Source organism: Paenibacillus sp. CFBP 13594 (assembly GCF_014842675.1).
GTDB lineage: Bacteria > Bacillota > Bacilli > Paenibacillales > Paenibacillaceae > Paenibacillus > Paenibacillus amylolyticus_B.
The window spans coordinates 104693-121137 of sequence record NZ_JACYVQ010000015.1; the positions used below are offsets into that span (position 1 = coordinate 104693).

19 protein-coding genes and 1 tRNA gene are annotated in these 16445 nt (G+C 43.6%); 2 read left to right on the plus strand and 18 right to left on the minus strand.

The window, feature by feature from the left end:
* Nucleotides 1-33 precede the first annotated feature (33 nt).
* The 9 genes from IFU39_RS30165 to rpsF form a co-directional block, all read right to left on the minus strand.
* Nucleotides 34-1860 (minus strand): oligopeptide ABC transporter substrate-binding protein, encoded by a 1827-nt coding sequence (locus IFU39_RS30165; protein WP_047841026.1) that lies wholly within the window; start codon nucleotides 1858-1860, stop codon nucleotides 34-36.
* Nucleotides 1861-1879: 19 nt separating this feature from the next.
* Nucleotides 1880-2785 (minus strand): ABC transporter permease, encoded by a 906-nt coding sequence (locus tag IFU39_RS30170; RefSeq protein WP_036611941.1) that lies wholly within the window; start codon nucleotides 2783-2785, stop codon nucleotides 1880-1882.
* 29 nt (nucleotides 2786-2814) lie between these two features.
* Entirely contained in the window at nucleotides 2815-3777 is a 963-nt protein-coding gene (gene opp4B, locus IFU39_RS30175; protein ID WP_036611942.1) for an oligopeptide ABC transporter permease, read from the minus strand.
* 7 nt (nucleotides 3778-3784) lie between these two features.
* Complete coding sequence (locus tag IFU39_RS30180) at nucleotides 3785-4717, minus strand: ABC transporter ATP-binding protein (RefSeq protein WP_047841027.1); 933 nt, start codon at nucleotides 4715-4717, stop codon at nucleotides 3785-3787.
* A 14-nt stretch (nucleotides 4718-4731) separates the two neighbouring features.
* Entirely contained in the window at nucleotides 4732-5721 is a 990-nt protein-coding gene (locus IFU39_RS30185) for an ABC transporter ATP-binding protein (RefSeq protein ID WP_192136356.1), read from the minus strand.
* Nucleotides 5722-6446: 725 nt separating this feature from the next.
* Nucleotides 6447-7037, minus strand: coding sequence for a M15 family metallopeptidase (locus tag IFU39_RS30190; RefSeq protein WP_192136357.1), 591 nt, complete (start codon nucleotides 7035-7037; stop codon nucleotides 6447-6449).
* Between the two features lie 227 nt (nucleotides 7038-7264).
* Complete coding sequence (rpsR, locus tag IFU39_RS30195) at nucleotides 7265-7537, minus strand: 30S ribosomal protein S18 (RefSeq protein ID WP_017691433.1); 273 nt, start codon at nucleotides 7535-7537, stop codon at nucleotides 7265-7267.
* 56 nt (nucleotides 7538-7593) lie between these two features.
* The gene (gene ssb, locus IFU39_RS30200) at nucleotides 7594-8079 is read right to left on the minus strand and encodes a single-stranded DNA-binding protein (RefSeq protein ID WP_017691432.1); all 486 of its coding nucleotides are present in this window, start codon (nucleotides 8077-8079) and stop codon (nucleotides 7594-7596) included.
* A 48-nt stretch (nucleotides 8080-8127) separates the two neighbouring features.
* The gene (gene rpsF, locus IFU39_RS30205; protein WP_036611944.1) at nucleotides 8128-8421 is read right to left on the minus strand and encodes a 30S ribosomal protein S6; all 294 of its coding nucleotides are present in this window, start codon (nucleotides 8419-8421) and stop codon (nucleotides 8128-8130) included.
* A gap of 202 nt (nucleotides 8422-8623) precedes the next feature.
* On the opposite strand from rpsF, the gene IFU39_RS30210 reads away from it, so the two are divergent.
* A complete protein-coding gene (locus tag IFU39_RS30210) occupies nucleotides 8624-8818 on the plus strand; it encodes a YjzC family protein (RefSeq protein ID WP_036671877.1) in 195 nt (64 codons plus the stop codon).
* 438 nt (nucleotides 8819-9256) lie between these two features.
* Here the strand turns inward: IFU39_RS30210 and IFU39_RS30215 are convergent.
* The 4 genes from IFU39_RS30215 to IFU39_RS30230 form a co-directional block, all read right to left on the minus strand.
* Nucleotides 9257-9347 (minus strand) — tRNA-Ser (locus IFU39_RS30215).
* A 103-nt stretch (nucleotides 9348-9450) separates the two neighbouring features.
* Nucleotides 9451-9660 (minus strand): DUF951 domain-containing protein, encoded by a 210-nt coding sequence (locus IFU39_RS30220; RefSeq protein ID WP_105600632.1) that lies wholly within the window; start codon nucleotides 9658-9660, stop codon nucleotides 9451-9453.
* Nucleotides 9650-10591: a mechanosensitive ion channel family protein gene (locus tag IFU39_RS30225; RefSeq protein WP_192136358.1), complete on the minus strand. Its 942-nt coding sequence runs from the start codon at nucleotides 10589-10591 to the stop codon at nucleotides 9650-9652. The genes IFU39_RS30220 and IFU39_RS30225 overlap by 11 nt, the downstream gene beginning before the upstream one ends.
* Nucleotides 10592-10605: 14 nt before the next feature.
* Nucleotides 10606-10869 carry a DUF3343 domain-containing protein gene (locus IFU39_RS30230; RefSeq protein ID WP_017691427.1) on the minus strand — a complete coding sequence of 88 codons (264 nt, stop codon included), beginning with the start codon at nucleotides 10867-10869 and terminating at the stop codon, nucleotides 10606-10608.
* 117 nt (nucleotides 10870-10986) lie between these two features.
* Between IFU39_RS30230 and yyaC the strand changes: the two genes are divergently transcribed.
* Complete coding sequence (gene yyaC, locus IFU39_RS30235; RefSeq protein WP_036611957.1) at nucleotides 10987-11592, plus strand: spore protease YyaC; 606 nt, start codon at nucleotides 10987-10989, stop codon at nucleotides 11590-11592.
* Here yyaC and IFU39_RS30240 read toward each other — a convergent pair.
* The 5 genes from IFU39_RS30240 to noc all read right to left on the minus strand — a co-directional run bounded on the left by IFU39_RS30240 (nucleotide 11567) and on the right by noc (nucleotide 16129).
* Entirely contained in the window at nucleotides 11567-12067 is a 501-nt protein-coding gene (locus IFU39_RS30240) for a DUF4446 family protein (protein ID WP_036611960.1), read from the minus strand. The two genes, yyaC and IFU39_RS30240, sit on opposite strands and share 26 nt — an antisense overlap.
* A gap of 140 nt (nucleotides 12068-12207) precedes the next feature.
* The gene (locus IFU39_RS30245; protein ID WP_192136359.1) at nucleotides 12208-13362 is read right to left on the minus strand and encodes an aminotransferase class V-fold PLP-dependent enzyme; all 1155 of its coding nucleotides are present in this window, start codon (nucleotides 13360-13362) and stop codon (nucleotides 12208-12210) included.
* A gap of 159 nt (nucleotides 13363-13521) precedes the next feature.
* Nucleotides 13522-14367, minus strand: coding sequence for a ParB/RepB/Spo0J family partition protein (locus IFU39_RS30250; RefSeq protein WP_017691423.1), 846 nt, complete (start codon nucleotides 14365-14367; stop codon nucleotides 13522-13524).
* A complete protein-coding gene (locus IFU39_RS30255; RefSeq protein WP_024629525.1) occupies nucleotides 14360-15121 on the minus strand; it encodes a ParA family protein in 762 nt (253 codons plus the stop codon). Before IFU39_RS30255 ends, IFU39_RS30250 begins: the two co-directional genes overlap by 8 nt.
* A gap of 189 nt (nucleotides 15122-15310) precedes the next feature.
* A complete protein-coding gene (noc, locus tag IFU39_RS30260) occupies nucleotides 15311-16129 on the minus strand; it encodes a nucleoid occlusion protein (RefSeq protein ID WP_091012196.1) in 819 nt (272 codons plus the stop codon).
* Nucleotides 16130-16445: the final 316 nt, after the last annotated feature.

A 16445-nucleotide genomic window follows, 5' to 3' on the forward strand; every position in this document is an offset into this window, starting at 1 on the left:
CCCAATCCTTACAGCTGCTAATTTAAGAATGTTTTACTGAGCTACAACTGCTTTGTCTGCATTAACTTGCAGGTCGCTCAGGTAAACGCCTGTTCCATCACCAATCGCATAGTTCATTACACGTTTGTTAACGGGTGCTACAACTGCACGATACAGTGTAGGGAATACAGGAACTTCATCTACCATGTATTGTTGCCATTGATTGTAGATCTCTTTACGCTTGTCTACATCGAATGCTTCAGCAGAGATACCTTGTGCCAGCAATTTGTCATTCTCTTCGCTGGAGAATCTGGAGAAGTTGTAGAGTGCATCGCGGCCATACAGACCAGATGGATCTACGTCAATACCAACGCCCCATGCTGCTTGATACACATCAATGTTTGGATCATCTTTACCTGTGTTACCTACACGGTCATAGAAGCTGTTGAACTCAACCATTTCCAGGTTTACTTTCAAACCAATAGCTGCCCATGATTGAACATAATAACGAGCCAAAGGTTCAGCTGTGTCGCCACCAGTCATGGATACAAAGTTGATTTCGAGTGGTGTTCCATCCGGATTTGTACGGAATTCACCATCCAGTTTGTAACCAGCTTCGTCGAGCAATGCTTTCGCTGCTTCTGGATCATATGCTACACCCGGATTGTTGGAATCATGGAATTCTGGGTGAGACGGTGGAATCAGGGTTGTTGCATTCCAACGCAGACCATTATAGAAACGTTTACCAACTTGATCGTTATCTACAGCCATCCACATGGCTTTACGCAAGTTTTTGTCGCCCATTTTTGCTTCGGCATTGCTTACAACTTTTCCGTTCTCTTCATCCCACGTACCCAGTTTGAAACCGATGTACGTATAAGCACGATCGATTGTGCCCAGGAATTCTACGTTGGACAGGTTAGCATTGTCTTTGTATTGATCTGTCGGGAATGCATCCACGAGATCTACCCCGCCAGATTTCAGTTCTTGAACAACCGTTGTCGGGTTGATAACTTTCAGAGTTACACCATCCAGTTTTGGAGCTCCACGCCAGTAGTCATCGTTTTTAACAAAAGTTACAGACTCACCTGGAGTGATCACATCCACTTTAAATGGACCAAAACCAATTGGTTTTTCACGTACTTCTTTGGAAGAAGACATTTTTGCTACATCCATATCACCGAAGATATGTTTAGCCAGAGGATACGTCCATACGCCACCTGTCAGCAGGGACGGAGTAGATTCTTTATACGTAATGCTGATTTGTTTGTCGCTCAGCACTTTAATACCAGAAATTGTTTTTGCTTTTCCAGCATGATACTCGTCCATACCTACTACACTAGTGAAGTTGGAGTCGTAACGTGGACCATCATACGCTTTGTTACCAATAACTTCATAAGCAAACTGCAGATCTTCAGCCGTTACCGGCTTGCCATCATGCCAGTTTACATTGTCGCGAATGGTTAGTGTGAACGTTTTGCCATCTTCGGAAGTCTCATATGTTGCAGCACCATCATTGGTGTACACATAGTCTTTATCCCAAGTCAGCAAGCCTTCATCAAACCATTGAAGAACCTGTGCATCCGGGTTACCGGAATAGAAGTTAAAGTTCAGTGTACCTTCAAAAGCAGTATCCGATACAAGTCCGAATGTAATCGATCCACCCTCGATCGCAGTACCCTCATTCGTTTTGACATTGTTGAAGTCATCAATGGAGTAAACGCCCTCTTCATTAGCAGGTTTTTCCTCCGTTTTCCCCTCTTCTGTGTTGGAAGCTGGAGCTGGAGTAGCCGCTTCTTTCTCAGAGCACGCTGCGAGCACCAATACAAAGACCAACATCATCGTGAAAAATAGTCCCCGTGAAAATAATCCCTTTTTCATGAACCTTTCCTCCCTTTTTTTAACCTCTTCTTTGTCTTGCATCAGTCGCACGCTTTAGGGCTTGACCGACATTATTTATACTCAACATCAATACCAGAATCAGTACCGATGCGGGTAGCCATATCCACCATCTGGATTCCAGGGTTTGCGGATTACGTGCATAACTTACGAGTGTTCCAAGACTAGGCGTACTTTCGGGAAAACCAAACCCAAGGAAAGACAGCCCGGATTCGAGGCCAATGTTGGCAGCGAGATTCAATGTCATCGTTACGATGATAATGGAGCTCAGATTCGGAAGAACCTGTGAGAGCATAATCTTCAGATGAGAAGAGCCCAATGTTTTTGAAGCTTTTACATAATCCAGTTCCCGTTCCTGTAATGCTTTGGAGCGAATCAACCTGGCGATACCCATCCAGAGAAATGCCGTCATGATTAGAGAGAACGAGATGATATTGTATTTCGGTACTGCCGTAACAAACGCGATAACAATCATCAACATCGGAAGGATCATGAAGAAATCAACAACACGCATAAACAGGTTGTCTATCATTCCACCGAAATAACCGGATAAAAGGCCAATTAAGATACCTATGAAGCCAGTCATTAACGTTACGATAATTCCAATGGTCAGGGAGTTACGTGTACCGATGACCAGTTGGCCAAATACATCACGACCTCCATAGTCCGTTCCAAGCCAATATTTCGCGGATGGTGGTTCATATAAGGCAAACAGATCCACGCGTACGATATCATCCTGATTCAGAATGAGAGACGTGCCATATACCAGCAACATGACCAAGCCCAAGAAAATGAGCGAGATTAGTGCCACCTTATCTCTGACAAGCTCCCTCCATAAAATACTCAAGCTGGAGGGGCTTTTATCAACCTTTTGTGAAGTTACAACTACCTCGTTGGCCTTGCTCATCTTGTTTTCACCCCGAAATCTTCAAGTTCTTACTTGATCCGTATACGTGGATCTACAATTCCCAGAATTATGTCAGACAGCAATGCCCCGAGAATGGAAGCTACGCCATACAACAATACGAGTGCAGTCACAACGCTGAAGTCACGCAATGAGATGGAACTCAGGAACAACTGCCCCATACCTGGATAACTGAATATACTTTCGATAAATACCGTGCCTCCGATAAGTCCTGTGATCTCATATCCAAAGAACGCGGCGATAGGTAATAGTGAATTCCTCAAGATATGCCTGTTGTAGATCCGAGATTCCGAGGCACCTTTGGCTCTGGCAGTAATAACGAATTCCTTATGCTTGATATCAATGATTTCACTACGTAAATATTGAACCGTAGATACCGTTGTAATCAGTGCCATGGATAGTGCCGGCAATAATAGATGATAGAACTTACTCATTACGTAGCTGAATGTGCCTGGTGTAAGTCCTGGCGCAACGCTACCTCCTGTCGGGAACCAGCCGAAGTGGAATCCGAAGATCCATACCATCACCAGTGCGAAGATGAACAATGGTGCGGCAAACCCCAGATAGGTGTATCCCGTGATCAACCGATCAGACCAGGTATCGTTGTAACGACCGCTGATGATACCCAGTGGAATAGCGATCAGGTAAGTCAGTACAAGTGTCGCCAGTGCGAGCCAGAATGTATTTGCTACACGCTGACCGATCAAGTCGGTAACCGGCATTTTGAAACGGAAGGATTGCCCAAAATCACCTTGGATGGCGTTTTTGATCCAGTCCCAATATTGCACATACCAAGGATTATTCAATCCCAATCTCTCTCGCTGGGCTTCCAATGCTTTGGGATCAACGCTTGGATCAAGCAATCCCGTTAGTGCATCGCCCGGCATGGCCTTGGCCATCAGAAAGACCAAAAGACTAAGTAAAAAGATCTGAGGGATCATTATGATAATTCTGCGTACTATCGTTTTCCACATATGGCCTTCAACCTTTCTGAGGTAGAGCTACTCGGTGAGTATCGGAAATGGATTTGAGCGAGTATGCAAGCCCTTCCTCATCAAAGAAATTTCGGTATGAATGTTCATACTCGGATTTGACCTGTTGACGGAAGGCTACCATTTCCTCTCGTTTGGTTGGGTCCATATCCGGAATGGCTGCAATGAGACGTTTGGTATAGATGTGTTGCGGATTCTCAAAAATATCATTTGTTGTGCCCTGTTCCACATATCGACCTTTATACATAATTCCAATCTGATCACACATATGACGGATGATGCCGAGATCGTGACTGATGAACAGATAGGTCAGATTTAGTTCTTTTTGAATCTCCTGCATGAAGTTGAGTACCTGAGCCTGTACCGACACATCGAGTGCAGATACAGGTTCATCCGCGATAATTAGCTTCGGCTTCAGTGCAATAGCCCGTGCAATGCCGATCCGTTGACGCTGTCCGCCGGAGAATTCATGCGGATATTTGTAGATTGATTCCGGACTCAGGCCAACCTTTTCAAGTAATTCTCTTACTTGTCTTTTTTCCTCGGTAGCTGTCAGACGCTCATAGTTACGGAACGGCTCAGCGATAATATCGATAACCCGCTTCTTTGGATTCAGTGATGAATATGGGTCTTGAAAAATCATTTGTACATCCCGCTGGAGCTGCCTGTTCTTACGTCGCTCCGTAGCCAGATTTTTGCCGTTAAACAGGATCTTTCCGTCAGTGACATGGTTTAGCCCAATAATGGCTCTGCCTGTTGTTGTTTTTCCTGAACCTGATTCGCCAACCAGACCATAGGTCTGTCCTTCTTCAATGGAGAAGCTAACATCATCAACAGCCTTTACACTGCCAATTTCCCGTTTAAGCAATCCACCGCGAATCGGAAAGTGTATCTTAAGCCCTTCTACTTCGAGTAATGCCATTATGTTATTCCTCCTCAGCTTTGGTCAGGGAAATGAAAGTGCTGGTAACAGGTACACCGTACAAAGTGACCTGGTGCAATTTCATGCATCTGTGGGTTCTCTTCATGAGCCGATTCACTAATCCATGGAATTCGGGCTTTGAATCTGCACCCTTTGCGAGGAAGATTTTTGAGTGATGGTACGATGCCTTGGATGACATGTAATTTGGATCTTTCTTCAGACAGGGTGGGAATAGAGTTCAACAATGAGCGGGTATATGGATGCTTCGCATCGTTCATCAATGTGAAGATATCTGCGATTTCAACAATTTCACCTGCATACATAACTGCTACGCGATCAGCCATCTCAGCAACGACACCCAGATCATGTGTAATCAGAATAATGCCTGCGTTAATTTCACTCTTCAGATCACCGATCAGCTCCAGAATCTGTAGTTGAATCGTAACGTCAAGCGCCGTCGTTGGTTCATCGGCTATGAGTAATTCCGGTTTGTTGGCAATCGCAATGGCAATAACAATTCTCTGTCTCATACCACCAGATAGTTCGTGGGGATACTGCTTGTATATTTGTTCGGGACGTGGAATCCCTACCTGATTCAATAAGTGAATGACCTTTTCTCTCTTCTCTCTGGAAGACAGCTTGGACTGATGAAGTGTGAGAATCTCTTCAATCTGTTCACCAATAATCATTAGAGGATTTAGTGCGGACAATGGGTCCTGAAAAATCATGCCCATTTCTTTGCCGCGTAGCTTGTTTAACTTGCTTGGGGAGATGTTGGCAATATCTTGTCCTTTATAGAGAATCTGGCCTTCGATCTTTGCTTTGTTATGCAAACCCATAAGAGAGAATGCAAAAGCACTTTTACCTGACCCGGATTCACCTACAATCGCCAATACTTCATTTTTCTTCACCGTAAGGTTAACGTGATCCACTGCTGCATAATAGTCATCTTCAATTCTGAATGATGTTGTTAGATTTCTGACTTCCAATAGCTCTGTATTCAAATCAATCACCCTAACCCCATAATTTCCGTAGATTGTATTCGTGTGTAGAAATGCATCCACTGTATATTTCCAAGTTCTTGAAGATAACGAACAATAGCTTATACAAAATACCAAATTGTTAGGAGAAACAAGTTTAAGAGACTTATATTTAGACCATTGGTCAATTAATGTTGATAATTCCTAGCGGAATTATATATCAAAATAATTAATGTAATCATACGTGTAATTTTAGCTAACGTCAATGCTTATTTTGAGATTTTTGGTATAAATGTTTTTTATACTACAGATTTGGATATTAGTAATACTATAAAGGCTTATAGCAGGGAATTTGAGAGGCGTTATCTTGTTTTTGGCTGTGAGGTATACATAGGCAATTGGTCAAAATAACATATACATAACATACTAGTTACATCTAGTGTATGTGTATGCTTTGTATTAAGTAGACAATCTTAATTTTGCGTGAGGTAAATGTTACATATATGAGTGATGATTATATCTCGATCTATAGCTAAATTTTATTTAATCAGAGCCGTTATGCTTACAATTGAAATAATATGTGCGATCAAAGTAAAAAATCTAGTTAATCTAGTATAGTTTTATTTATTTGCTAATGTAAAGACCAAATTGTCATCTTTTATCATTTATTTTACAAAAGAAAGAAAAAAGCCCTGCATAATGCAGAGCTTATCTAATAATTATTCATTTAAGTGTATATATAACACCTTTTACTGAGAGTCAGGAGGTCTTTTACCACGTTTTAACTCATTAATACTCAAACCAAAATCCATCTGCAAGTGAGGATAGTCCGGAAAGTTTGCCCAATCTCCACCCCAAGTGAAACCTAACTCTTTGGCGAGGTCCACAACTTCCATCCAGTCTGCCTTGCCATTGCCGTTATCATCCCGTTCCATATCCCACACCACATCACCCTCAGGCGTCCTCAATGCAAAATCAATTGCTAATCCGTAGTTATGATATGACTCACCACCACGCGCATTAGTAACGATATTGCCTGCGCTTGAGCGTCCTTGGTTGAATAGTGCATCTTGCTCCTCGGAACTTCGGTAGCCGTGGGTGATCACAATCTCTATTCCACGTCTGGCTGCCTTACGTACCAATAACTTCTCATTCTCTGCTACCACAGGATGTAAGCCGATGATTGGCACAGCTTCTTGGATTGTTGTCCCGGGCCACATGTTATCTATATCGCCTTTTTGCTGTAACCACACATATATAATGGAAAGTAAAAGAGTAGCTATAATCCAGTTTTTCAGACTCTTTTTTCTCTGTTTGCCTTTACGTTTTGATGTATTCATATCCACTCCTGGTGTTTATTCTGAAACAAACAGCTATTCCTGCTGCCTGAACCTTTTCAGTAGATTAGACTCTATTATAATTCATTTGAGCCTTGAATGCTTCTATCACCACAGTATTGAATTTTTCCGTTTGTTAGATTGGATCGTTATTTCTAATACTTCTATTGATATATACAAAAAAGCAGCCGGCTATAAGCCGACTGCTTCGTATGCAAGCTGAGTAAAGACTACTCAGTTGTGTATGGCAATAATGCGATTTGACGGGAGCGTTTGATTGCAATCGTCAGCATGCGTTGGTATTTAGCGCTAGTACCTGTTACACGGCGTGGCAAAATTTTTCCACGTTCGCTGATAAATTTACGAAGCAAGTCCGTATCTTTATAATCGATGTGAGTAATTTTGTTAGCTGTGAAGAAGCACACTTTACGACGTTTATTACGGCCGCCACGACGTGCCGGTCTTTTATCGTTGTCTCCGCCTTCTCTTTGCTTGAAGCCCATGCTTTTCAGTCCTTTCCTATCATGTAACCCATATCTCCTAAGAGTATCAGCTCATGTTAAAATGGCAAATCATCATCCGATATATCAATCGGTTTTCCGTCATCGGAAAAAGGATCCTGATTGTTGCTACGCGAATTATTGTTATTGTTCGCGCGTCCGCCGCCTCCATAAGAAGGCTCTTCACGCATTGGTTGCCCACCGCCGCCACCGCTGTTATCACGGTTAGCTGACTCCAAGAAACGGACATTATCGGCAATAACTTCGGTCACGTATACACGTTTTCCTTCGTTATTCTCGTAGTTCCGTACTTGAATGCGTCCTTCGACTGCAGCCAAGCGTCCTTTGCGCAAGTAGTTCGCACAAGTCTCGGCAAGCTGTCTCCAGGTTACGACCGGAATGAAATCGGCTTCCTTTTCTCCCCCTTGGCTTGTAAACGGTCTGTCCACTGCCAAAGTAAATTGCGTAACTGCTACTCCTGCTGGAGTGTAACGCAACTCAGGATCCCGGGTTAACCGTCCGATCAGAATGACACGGTTCAACAATGTAATCCCCTCCTTCAGAGCGTATTGGTGCGTTAATCACGAGTTGTCTTAAGCAGACTTAACGTCATTGGTAATGAGATAACGAATTACTTCGTCAGAAATCTTCATGAGACGCTCAAGTTCAGTTACAACTGCTGGTTCAGCAGTGAAATGTACCAGAACATAAAAACCATCACGGAATTTCTTGATCTCATACGCAAGACGGCGTTTACCCATAACGTCGTGAGCTGTAACTTCACCACCGCCGTTGGAGATGATGCCTTGGAATTTATCGACTGTAGCTTGAACAACTTCTTGCTCAATGTCAGGACGAATAATGTACATCACTTCATATTTGCGCATAATTTTCACCTCCTTATGGACTCTGGCCCTCAATCTAGGTTGAGAGCAAGGAACGAGCACAAACTCGAACTATATTAATATAACAAATACCGAGTCAAAGTGCAAGCAAACGTTCCCTGTACATATTGGCACATGATCAGCCCGGCTATGGAGCACACTACAGAAGCAACAAAGTAACATAATCTGCAGAGGAGGTTTTATCATGGGTGAAAAAACCGAGTTTGAACCAGGAGACAAAGCCCCAAACGATGGAGAGTACACGGAAGTTGGGGAAAAAAGCTTTGTCACGGAAATTCAAAACCCGAAGCGGGTAACGCTGCAAAAAGGTGAAGCTTTTCCTGAAACAAGCAATCATAATCGCAAGTGGAAGAAGCTGACCAAAGCCCGCGTCCATTAATCGCAATACTTTTTTTACGATCCATGTATATAAAACGGAATAAAGCACATAATACAATCAGGCGGTGCACGAGAGAGGTGTGGTTCCGTTGGACAACGAAGCCGATCATTCGCTGTTGGAGATTCATCACGTAATTTAAGAAGCAAGTGGTTATGTGTAGTAAGGCCCTTCGTCTGAAGCACGCGTATTGCTTCGTGCAGTACACCAAGTGTCTGATTGTTACGACCGATTGTTTCCTAACAAACAAATGCACCGCCGGATAAAGAGCCCTTCGGGGCTCTTTATTTTTCGTTCGAGTCATTAATGATGAATCTGATATGGATACATGTTCAATACATGTTCAATAAAACGTTATACAAAGAAGACTTTCCTAATGGAAAGTCTTCTTATCGATCTTTTTATTAAACTCAATGTGTATTGAGTAAGTTACAATTGAAGTGGCGGAAAGGGTGGGATTCGAACCCACGCACGCTGTGACACGCCTAACTGATTTCGAGTCAGCCCCCTTGGGCCTCTTGGGTACCTTTCCGCAGCATTATTGATTATAGCATGATCATTTACAGAACGCAACACTCATACGGAGCCTGCATGTAAACGTTATTACGCACACTGCATACCGAATTGTTGCAAGCTCAGGATTCAGTGAAATCTTCGGCTGAACGCAGTACCTTCTTCATGTTTTTCTCAAATTTCGCTCTTGGAATCAACACACTGTGTTTACATCCGACACACTTGATCCGAATGTCCATACCCATACGAATGATCTCCATCTCATTGCTACCACAGGGATGCTGCTTCTTCATCTGCACGATATCCCCAAGCTGGAAACTTTTACGCTCCACCTGTGCCATCCCCCTCATCTTTCTCCAAAGCTACTGCCTGTTCCAATACGGCTTGATTGCTCATCTCATGATACTCCAGCGTTTTTTTCACATCGCCCTGAATCTGACGTTCCACCGAAGCACGAGAGTTAGGCATACATTCAGCCACAATTCGCACCACATACTCAGATGTAGACATCGACTGTATACCGAGCACATCCGGCACCTTCACAATATTTAGATCACGCTCTTCAATCCCAACCAAAGACTTTTTCACCAAATGTACTGACTCATCGAGACTTAAGTCCGCCTTCATCGGAATATCCACTACCGCCAGCGAATTCGACATGGAGTAGTTCGTTACACTTGCAATCGCCCCGTTTGGGATAATGTGTACCTCACCTTGCCAGCTGACCAGTTTTGTTGTTCTAAGTCCGATCACTTCAACCGTTCCCTTGTAGGTTCCCGTCTGAATAACATCCCCCACAGCGAACTGATCCTCCAATATAATGAAGAAACCGGTAATAACATCCTTGACCAGACCCTGTGCACCAAAACCAATGGCAAGCCCGAGCACACCCGCACTCGCGAGTAGTGGTCCAACTTGGATATTGATCTCAGATAACAGTAGCAGAATCATAATAAAATTACATGTTATGGAGGTCGCATTTTTCAACAGTTCCCCTACGGTTACGAACCTGCGCGGATTCACGCGAATCTTGCCTTCCTGCTTGCGTTCCATGGAACGATCTATGATTCGATAGACCACCTTAATGACAATACGGGTGATGATAAAAATAATGATGATCCGGATTGAGCTGAACATTATGTTAAGCCACATATCGGGATCTGCAATTTTGTTCCATACTTTATCCGTCCAACGAAGGGCTTCACCAACGGCGGTTGCGGTACCACTAACTGTAGTCCCTTGAGCAAACTGAAATGGCAACATCCATCATGCCTCCTCTACATCGGTATGTTATCATAGCTGTCTTCTGTTTTGAAATAGAGGCCTCGGATCTCTACGAACTCGTTACGAATGATCTTTTGCACTCGCTCCAGATCCTCCTTTGGAAACTGAATACATAACGCACACCCTGCTGTAATTTCTTTTGGTGTAGGGAACAAATCAATCTCTATCTCAGCAAACTCCAGCAGCATTTCAGCACGCAGTGCCTGCTGGGTTGAATCAAACGCAATCAGCATCCAATCGTTAATCCATTCGTCCATGTTCGGCTCCTTTCGCCATACGTCCAACCCTAGAGAAAAAGCTTGTCCTCGTGAAGTATAAAACGCTCTACCTTTCCATATACTGTTACTACTATTCCAAGGGAAAGGATAGATCCTATGAATCCTACTTCGCGTTCCTTTTCATCACAAGACATGACCAGTTTGAAAATCCCCCATACCGATCCAGGTATTCACTCAGCCATTACCCATCGTTTAATGTTCCATCTCTATAAAGCCCATTCTCTGCAAAATGTAGTGATTGTCTGCATCGGCACAGATCGCTCAACAGGCGACTGCCTTGGTCCTCTGGTCGGATCAGCCCTTTCCAAGTGGGACAGCCCTTTATTCCATCTATATGGTACCTTGGATGAACCAGTCCATGCGATGAACCTGCAAGATACACTCCACAACATACAGAAAACACACCATAACCCTTATGTGATTGGCATCGACGCCTGTCTTGGGCAGTCATCCAGTGTGGGATGCATTCAAGTTGTGAATGGTCCACTCAAGCCGGGTGCGGGGGTAAATAAAGAATTACCGCCGGTCGGCGATATCCATCTGACAGGTATCGTTAACGTCGGCGGCTTTATGGAATACTTTGTTTTACAGAACACACGGCTCAGTCTTGTTATGCGCATGTCCGAGATTATTTCCAGCAGTCTGTACTCGGCCATTCGGGAATGGCATACACGTTCTACTCTGCTTGCTGTGCCAGAGTAATAGCTTCCTTTTCCTCTGGGGACAGAGTATACGTGGACTCTCCCCCTTTAAGAGGTTTGGCATATACATAAGAACCGTCGCGGTTATATATCCCCGTAAGAATCATGCCATCCTGGCTATCGTTAATCATGGCCATGGAGAAGCTCAGATCACTGCCACGCTCTCCATATGCATTGTACCTTTTCACGCCAACTTTACCTTGAATGCGGGTCAGCTTTTGCATGACAACTTGCAGCTGATTCGTTTGCAGTTTGTGTTCATCCTCAATGCTGTCCATCTGAATTTTCAGATTAACCAGCAACGATTCCAGGTCCTCTACTCCACTGCCAGCCATCATGGCTTCATATTTACGTTTAAACTTTCGTAACTTCGCCCCTTGAACAATACTCACAATCAGCAAGATCACCGTAAGTAATGCCATTCCGCCAATAATCCATAACAGCTGTTCCAGAATCAGCTCGTTTAATTCAGCCATGTAATTGCAACTACCCCTCTATATTTTTGATCAGATTAACGTCTGTCCTGTAATATTATCATTCATTATAAATCAACCCGATATCCATAAGCTTAATCAAGCAGCCCTGTATCCAATGAGTTCATCATTTCAACTCTAATCTAGTCTGCTCCAGTCAATTCCAGCACTGCCTTAACGAGTGCATCCACATGCTCTCTAGTTGAATTGTATCCCACACTGGCCCTTACTGCTCCGGTAGCAGTTGTACCAGCAGATTCATGTGCAAGCGGTGTGCAATGAAAACCGGAGCGAACCGCAATCCCATAATTCCGATCTAATCGGAAAGCGAGTTGTGCCGAATCATACCCATCTACAGTAAAAGATACTAATCCGGTGCGTGGCTGTCCAATCTCTGGACCAAGCATTCGAATGCCCTTAACGGATGACAGCCCATCCATCATATGTTGGGTCAGTTCCCACTCATGTTGGTAGATGACCGCTGGTGTCATCTCAAGTACATGCTTCACACCCGCATTCAGCCCTGCGATCCCGACTGTATTCGGCGTCCCCGCTTCATACCGATCAGGACGCACCTTTGGCTGCTCCAGAGCTTCTGACTGACTTCCTGTTCCTCCATGAAGTAAAGGCTCTATATCGAGCCCTGGTGCAATGTACAAGCCCCCTGTACCCTGAGGACCAAGCAATCCTTTGTGCCCTGGAAAAGCCAACATATCAATGCCCAATTGTTGTACATTCACAGGCATAACCCCAGCACTCTGCGCTGCATCTACCAATAAGATCGCCTGATGTTTACGACATAGGAGCGAAATTTCTCCAATTGGAAGAATACTGCCAAGTAGATTGGAACTATGTGTACATACCACCAATCTGGTATTGGAACAAAACATACGTTCCATTTGCATCAGATCAATGGCTCCCGCAGCATCAACAGGTACATAATCAATCTCCACATTTCGGAGTCTGCGCATATACTCTAGTGGTCGTCTGACTGAGTTATGTTCAGCCATGGTGGCAATCACATGGTCGCCCTCTCTGAGTGAGCCTTGAATCGCCAGATTCAGTGCTTCTGTCGTATTTGATCCGAATGCAATATCATTCGCATTTTTGATTCCAAAGATATTGGATATGGATTTTCTCGTCTCGAACAATACACGACTTGCCTGAACAGCCATCCGGTGACTTCCTCTGCCAGGATTTGCTCCGGCAATCTCCAATGCACTCAACATCGCATCACCGACAGCAGGTGGTTTGGGCCAAGATGTTGCTGCATGATCTAGATAGATAACTCCCTCCACCTCACAACCACCTCTGTCCCATAAATTAATAATTCCCCTGCACGTAGTGCACATAACCCTATAAACAAAGAATGACATATCGTTTCTCCATGGTACAGAGGCGATATGTCATGACATGAGTAAGCCCCGCATGTTGTTAATGAATCATAGAACCGACTGTTATTGTAACAATTCCAATAGCCGTTCCAGATCCTGTTGACTGTAGTAGTTGAGCTCAATTTTACCTTTATCTTTATTGTGCTTGATTTTCACTGTTGTTTTGAAACGTTCACGCAGAGATTCTTCCAATGTATCAATGAATGGATCTTTCTTTTTCAACTTCGATTTGGCTTTAGCCTCACCTGTTTTGGAGCGATCCAATTGTTGAACAGCTTCCTCCAACTCACGTACACTCCATTGCTGATCAATGGTTTGTTTGGCAAGTTGCTTCACCACAACCTCGTCTTTCACACCAACGATCGCACGTGCATGTCCCATAGATAATGTTCCACGTGAAACATGGTCTTTTACTTCTTCAGGCAACGATAACAGACGCAAGAAGTTAGCAATGTGAGAACGTGATTTACCTACTTTTACAGACAACTCTTCCTGAGTCAACGCGAATTGATCCATTAACCCCTGATAAGCAACTGCAACTTCCATGGCGTTCAGATTCTCCCGTTGCAGGTTCTCGATCAACGCAATCTCCATTACCTGCTGATCACTGAAGTTGCGGACTACAGCCGGTACCGTGGCATTACCACAATATTGCGAAGCTCTGAACCGTCGTTCTCCGGCAATAATCTCATAACCTCGCAATACAGGACGAACAATAATGGGTTGTATGACACCATGCTGACGAATGGACTCAGCCAGTTCATGTATTGCGCCCTCATCAAATACTTTACGTGGTTGATAGGGGTTAGCCCGCAGTTGACTAATCGGGATTTCTACGACTTTATCATCGTCATTAATTGAAAGCGAAGGAATGAGGGCATCAAGACCTTTTCCAAGCCGCTTACTCATAAGAAATCACTTCCTTTGCGAGCTCTAAATACACTTCCGCCCCTCTTGAACGAGGGTCATACGTGATAATGGATTGACCATGAGATGGTGCTTCACTAAGCCGTACGTTACGCGGAATAATTGTTTGATATACTTTTTGTTGAAAATACTTTTTCACTTCTTCAATAACCTGAATCCCCAGATTGGTCCGTGCATCAAACATCGTCAGCAATACCCCTTCAATCTGCAGGGATGTATTCAGATGTTTCTGTACCAGACGAACCGTATTGAGCAACTGACTTAATCCTTCAAGTGCATAATACTCACACTGAATCGGAATGATCACCGAATCGGAAGCAGTCAACGAATTGATCGTTAACATACCAAGGGATGGTGGACAATCGATCAGTATGTAATCATAGTTTTTTTTCACCATGGCGAGTGATTTTTTCAGGCGAACTTCCCGTGATATCGTGGACACCAATTCGATCTCGGCTCCGGCAAGCTGAATCGTTGCAGGTATGATATGAAGGCCTTCAATCTGAGTCTCCACAATCGCTTCTTGAGGAGGAACCTCATTAATAATGACATCATATATACAATTAGCCACATCTGCTTTATTGATTCCGACTCCGCTGGTTGTATTCCCCTGAGGGTCAATATCGACAAGCAATACTCTTTTCCCGAGTGAAGCCAGTCCTGCACCCAAGTTAACAGATGTCGTCGTTTTCCCCACACCGCCCTTTTGATTTGCTACGGCCATAATCTTAGACAATTACTTCACCTCAAATAAAATAGGAGTCTTTTCTGTAGGTTGTGAGATATTGTTAACAAAAAGCAGGCGACTATCGTCCACACAAACAACAACTACCGTTCCATCAATATACCGACCGTTCTTTATAAATGTCAGACCTAACTTGCTTTATAGACATAAAAAGCGGCCCATTGCCGCCATAAGCTTCAATTATTTGCGTTTTGGAATATGGATAACGATCTCATAATGATCCTCATGGTCTGCTTCTTTGGTTTTGATGTCCAGACCAGAACCAGTTACCATATCAATGGATTGGCGAATTGTATTAAGTGCAAGCCTTACATCCTTGGTAAAGGAAACACGTCTAGATTTTTTAATCTTAGAAGATTCCTTGTAGAAGGCAACACGTGCCTCTGTCTGTTTCACATTTAATTCTTTTTCAATAATTTCACCGAGCAACTTCATCTGCAGTTCTTCCGTATCCAGAGAAAGTAATGCTCTTGCATGCCGTTCAGAAATTTTGCGTTCCATCAATGCGGCCTTAATGCCCTCCGGAAGCTGTAACAACCGAATTTTGTTTGCGATGGTTGACTGGCTTTTGCCGAGTCGTTGTGCCAGACTTTCCTGTGTCAATTGATGCAAGTCGATCAGCTTCTGATAAGCGACAGCTTCCTCAATGGAAGTCAATCCTTCCCGCTGCAAGTTCTCAATCAGTGCAATGGATGCGGCCTGAGAGTCGTTGAATTCACGCACAATAGCCGGAATCGTATCCAAACCCAATTTTCGAACTGCACGCCAGCGACGTTCCCCGGCAATAATCTCATATGATCCATTTCGCACGCGAACGACAATAGGCTGAATTACACCATGTGTTTTGATCGTCTGCAACAACTCATCAATTTTATCATCATCAAAAATAGTACGGGGTTGATATGGGCTGCTCACAATTTCATTAACCGGAATCTGTTTGATCTCATCTCCGTTATTGCGCTCCGCCAAACCAAACAACTTCGAAAATTGTTCTTTCATTCCGCAGATTACCACCTAGTTTCGTAATAGCTCCCACAGTCTTTGCAGGTGCTTCTTATTCAATAAGCGACCTTTCACATGCATCGTTCTTGGAATAAGTTTTGCCTTTCGTAACGCTTCCTGTCATGCAACATCGAACGCATATCCATCTATCTATACATATAATCTATGATCGCTGTGACCCAGGATCGGATACTTCTATTCTATCATCTTTTCTATCATAATCCTATGCTTACCTATTCTTTAAACTCTGCTAATTTTCCTGCTTTTTCTTTGTGAATATTGGAAATATGACGACTTGCACACATTCAATTAA

Bases quoted from the DNA above. Each gene is read 5' to 3' on its own strand.
- IFU39_RS30225 (WP_192136358.1), bottom strand. From the start codon at position 10,591: ATGTTGCCATTTCAGTTTGCTCAAGGGACTACAGTTAGTGGTACCGCA.
- yyaC (WP_036611957.1), top strand. From the start codon at position 10,987: ATGAATCCTACTTCGCGTTCCTTTTCATCACAAGACATGACCAGTTTG.
- rpsF (WP_036611944.1), bottom strand. From the start codon at position 8,421: ATGCGCAAATATGAAGTGATGTACATTATTCGTCCTGACATTGAGCAA.
- IFU39_RS30240 (WP_036611960.1), bottom strand. From the start codon at position 12,067: ATGGCTGAATTAAACGAGCTGATTCTGGAACAGCTGTTATGGATTATT.
- IFU39_RS30210 (WP_036671877.1), top strand. From the start codon at position 8,624: ATGGGTGAAAAAACCGAGTTTGAACCAGGAGACAAAGCCCCAAACGAT.
- IFU39_RS30165 (WP_047841026.1), bottom strand. From the start codon at position 1,860: ATGAAAAAGGGATTATTTTCACGGGGACTATTTTTCACGATGATGTTG.
- rpsR (WP_017691433.1), bottom strand. From the start codon at position 7,537: ATGGGCTTCAAGCAAAGAGAAGGCGGAGACAACGATAAAAGACCGGCA.
- IFU39_RS30180 (WP_047841027.1), bottom strand. From the start codon at position 4,717: ATGGCATTACTCGAAGTAGAAGGGCTTAAGATACACTTTCCGATTCGC.
- IFU39_RS30230 (WP_017691427.1), bottom strand. From the start codon at position 10,869: ATGGACGAATGGATTAACGATTGGATGCTGATTGCGTTTGATTCAACC.
- noc (WP_091012196.1), bottom strand. From the start codon at position 16,129: ATGAAAGAACAATTTTCGAAGTTGTTTGGTTTGGCGGAGCGCAATAAC.
- opp4B (WP_036611942.1), bottom strand. From the start codon at position 3,777: ATGTGGAAAACGATAGTACGCAGAATTATCATAATGATCCCTCAGATC.
- IFU39_RS30190 (WP_192136357.1), bottom strand. From the start codon at position 7,037: ATGAATACATCAAAACGTAAAGGCAAACAGAGAAAAAAGAGTCTGAAA.
- IFU39_RS30170 (WP_036611941.1), bottom strand. From the start codon at position 2,785: ATGAGCAAGGCCAACGAGGTAGTTGTAACTTCACAAAAGGTTGATAAA.
- IFU39_RS30250 (WP_017691423.1), bottom strand. From the start codon at position 14,367: ATGAGTAAGCGGCTTGGAAAAGGTCTTGATGCCCTCATTCCTTCGCTT.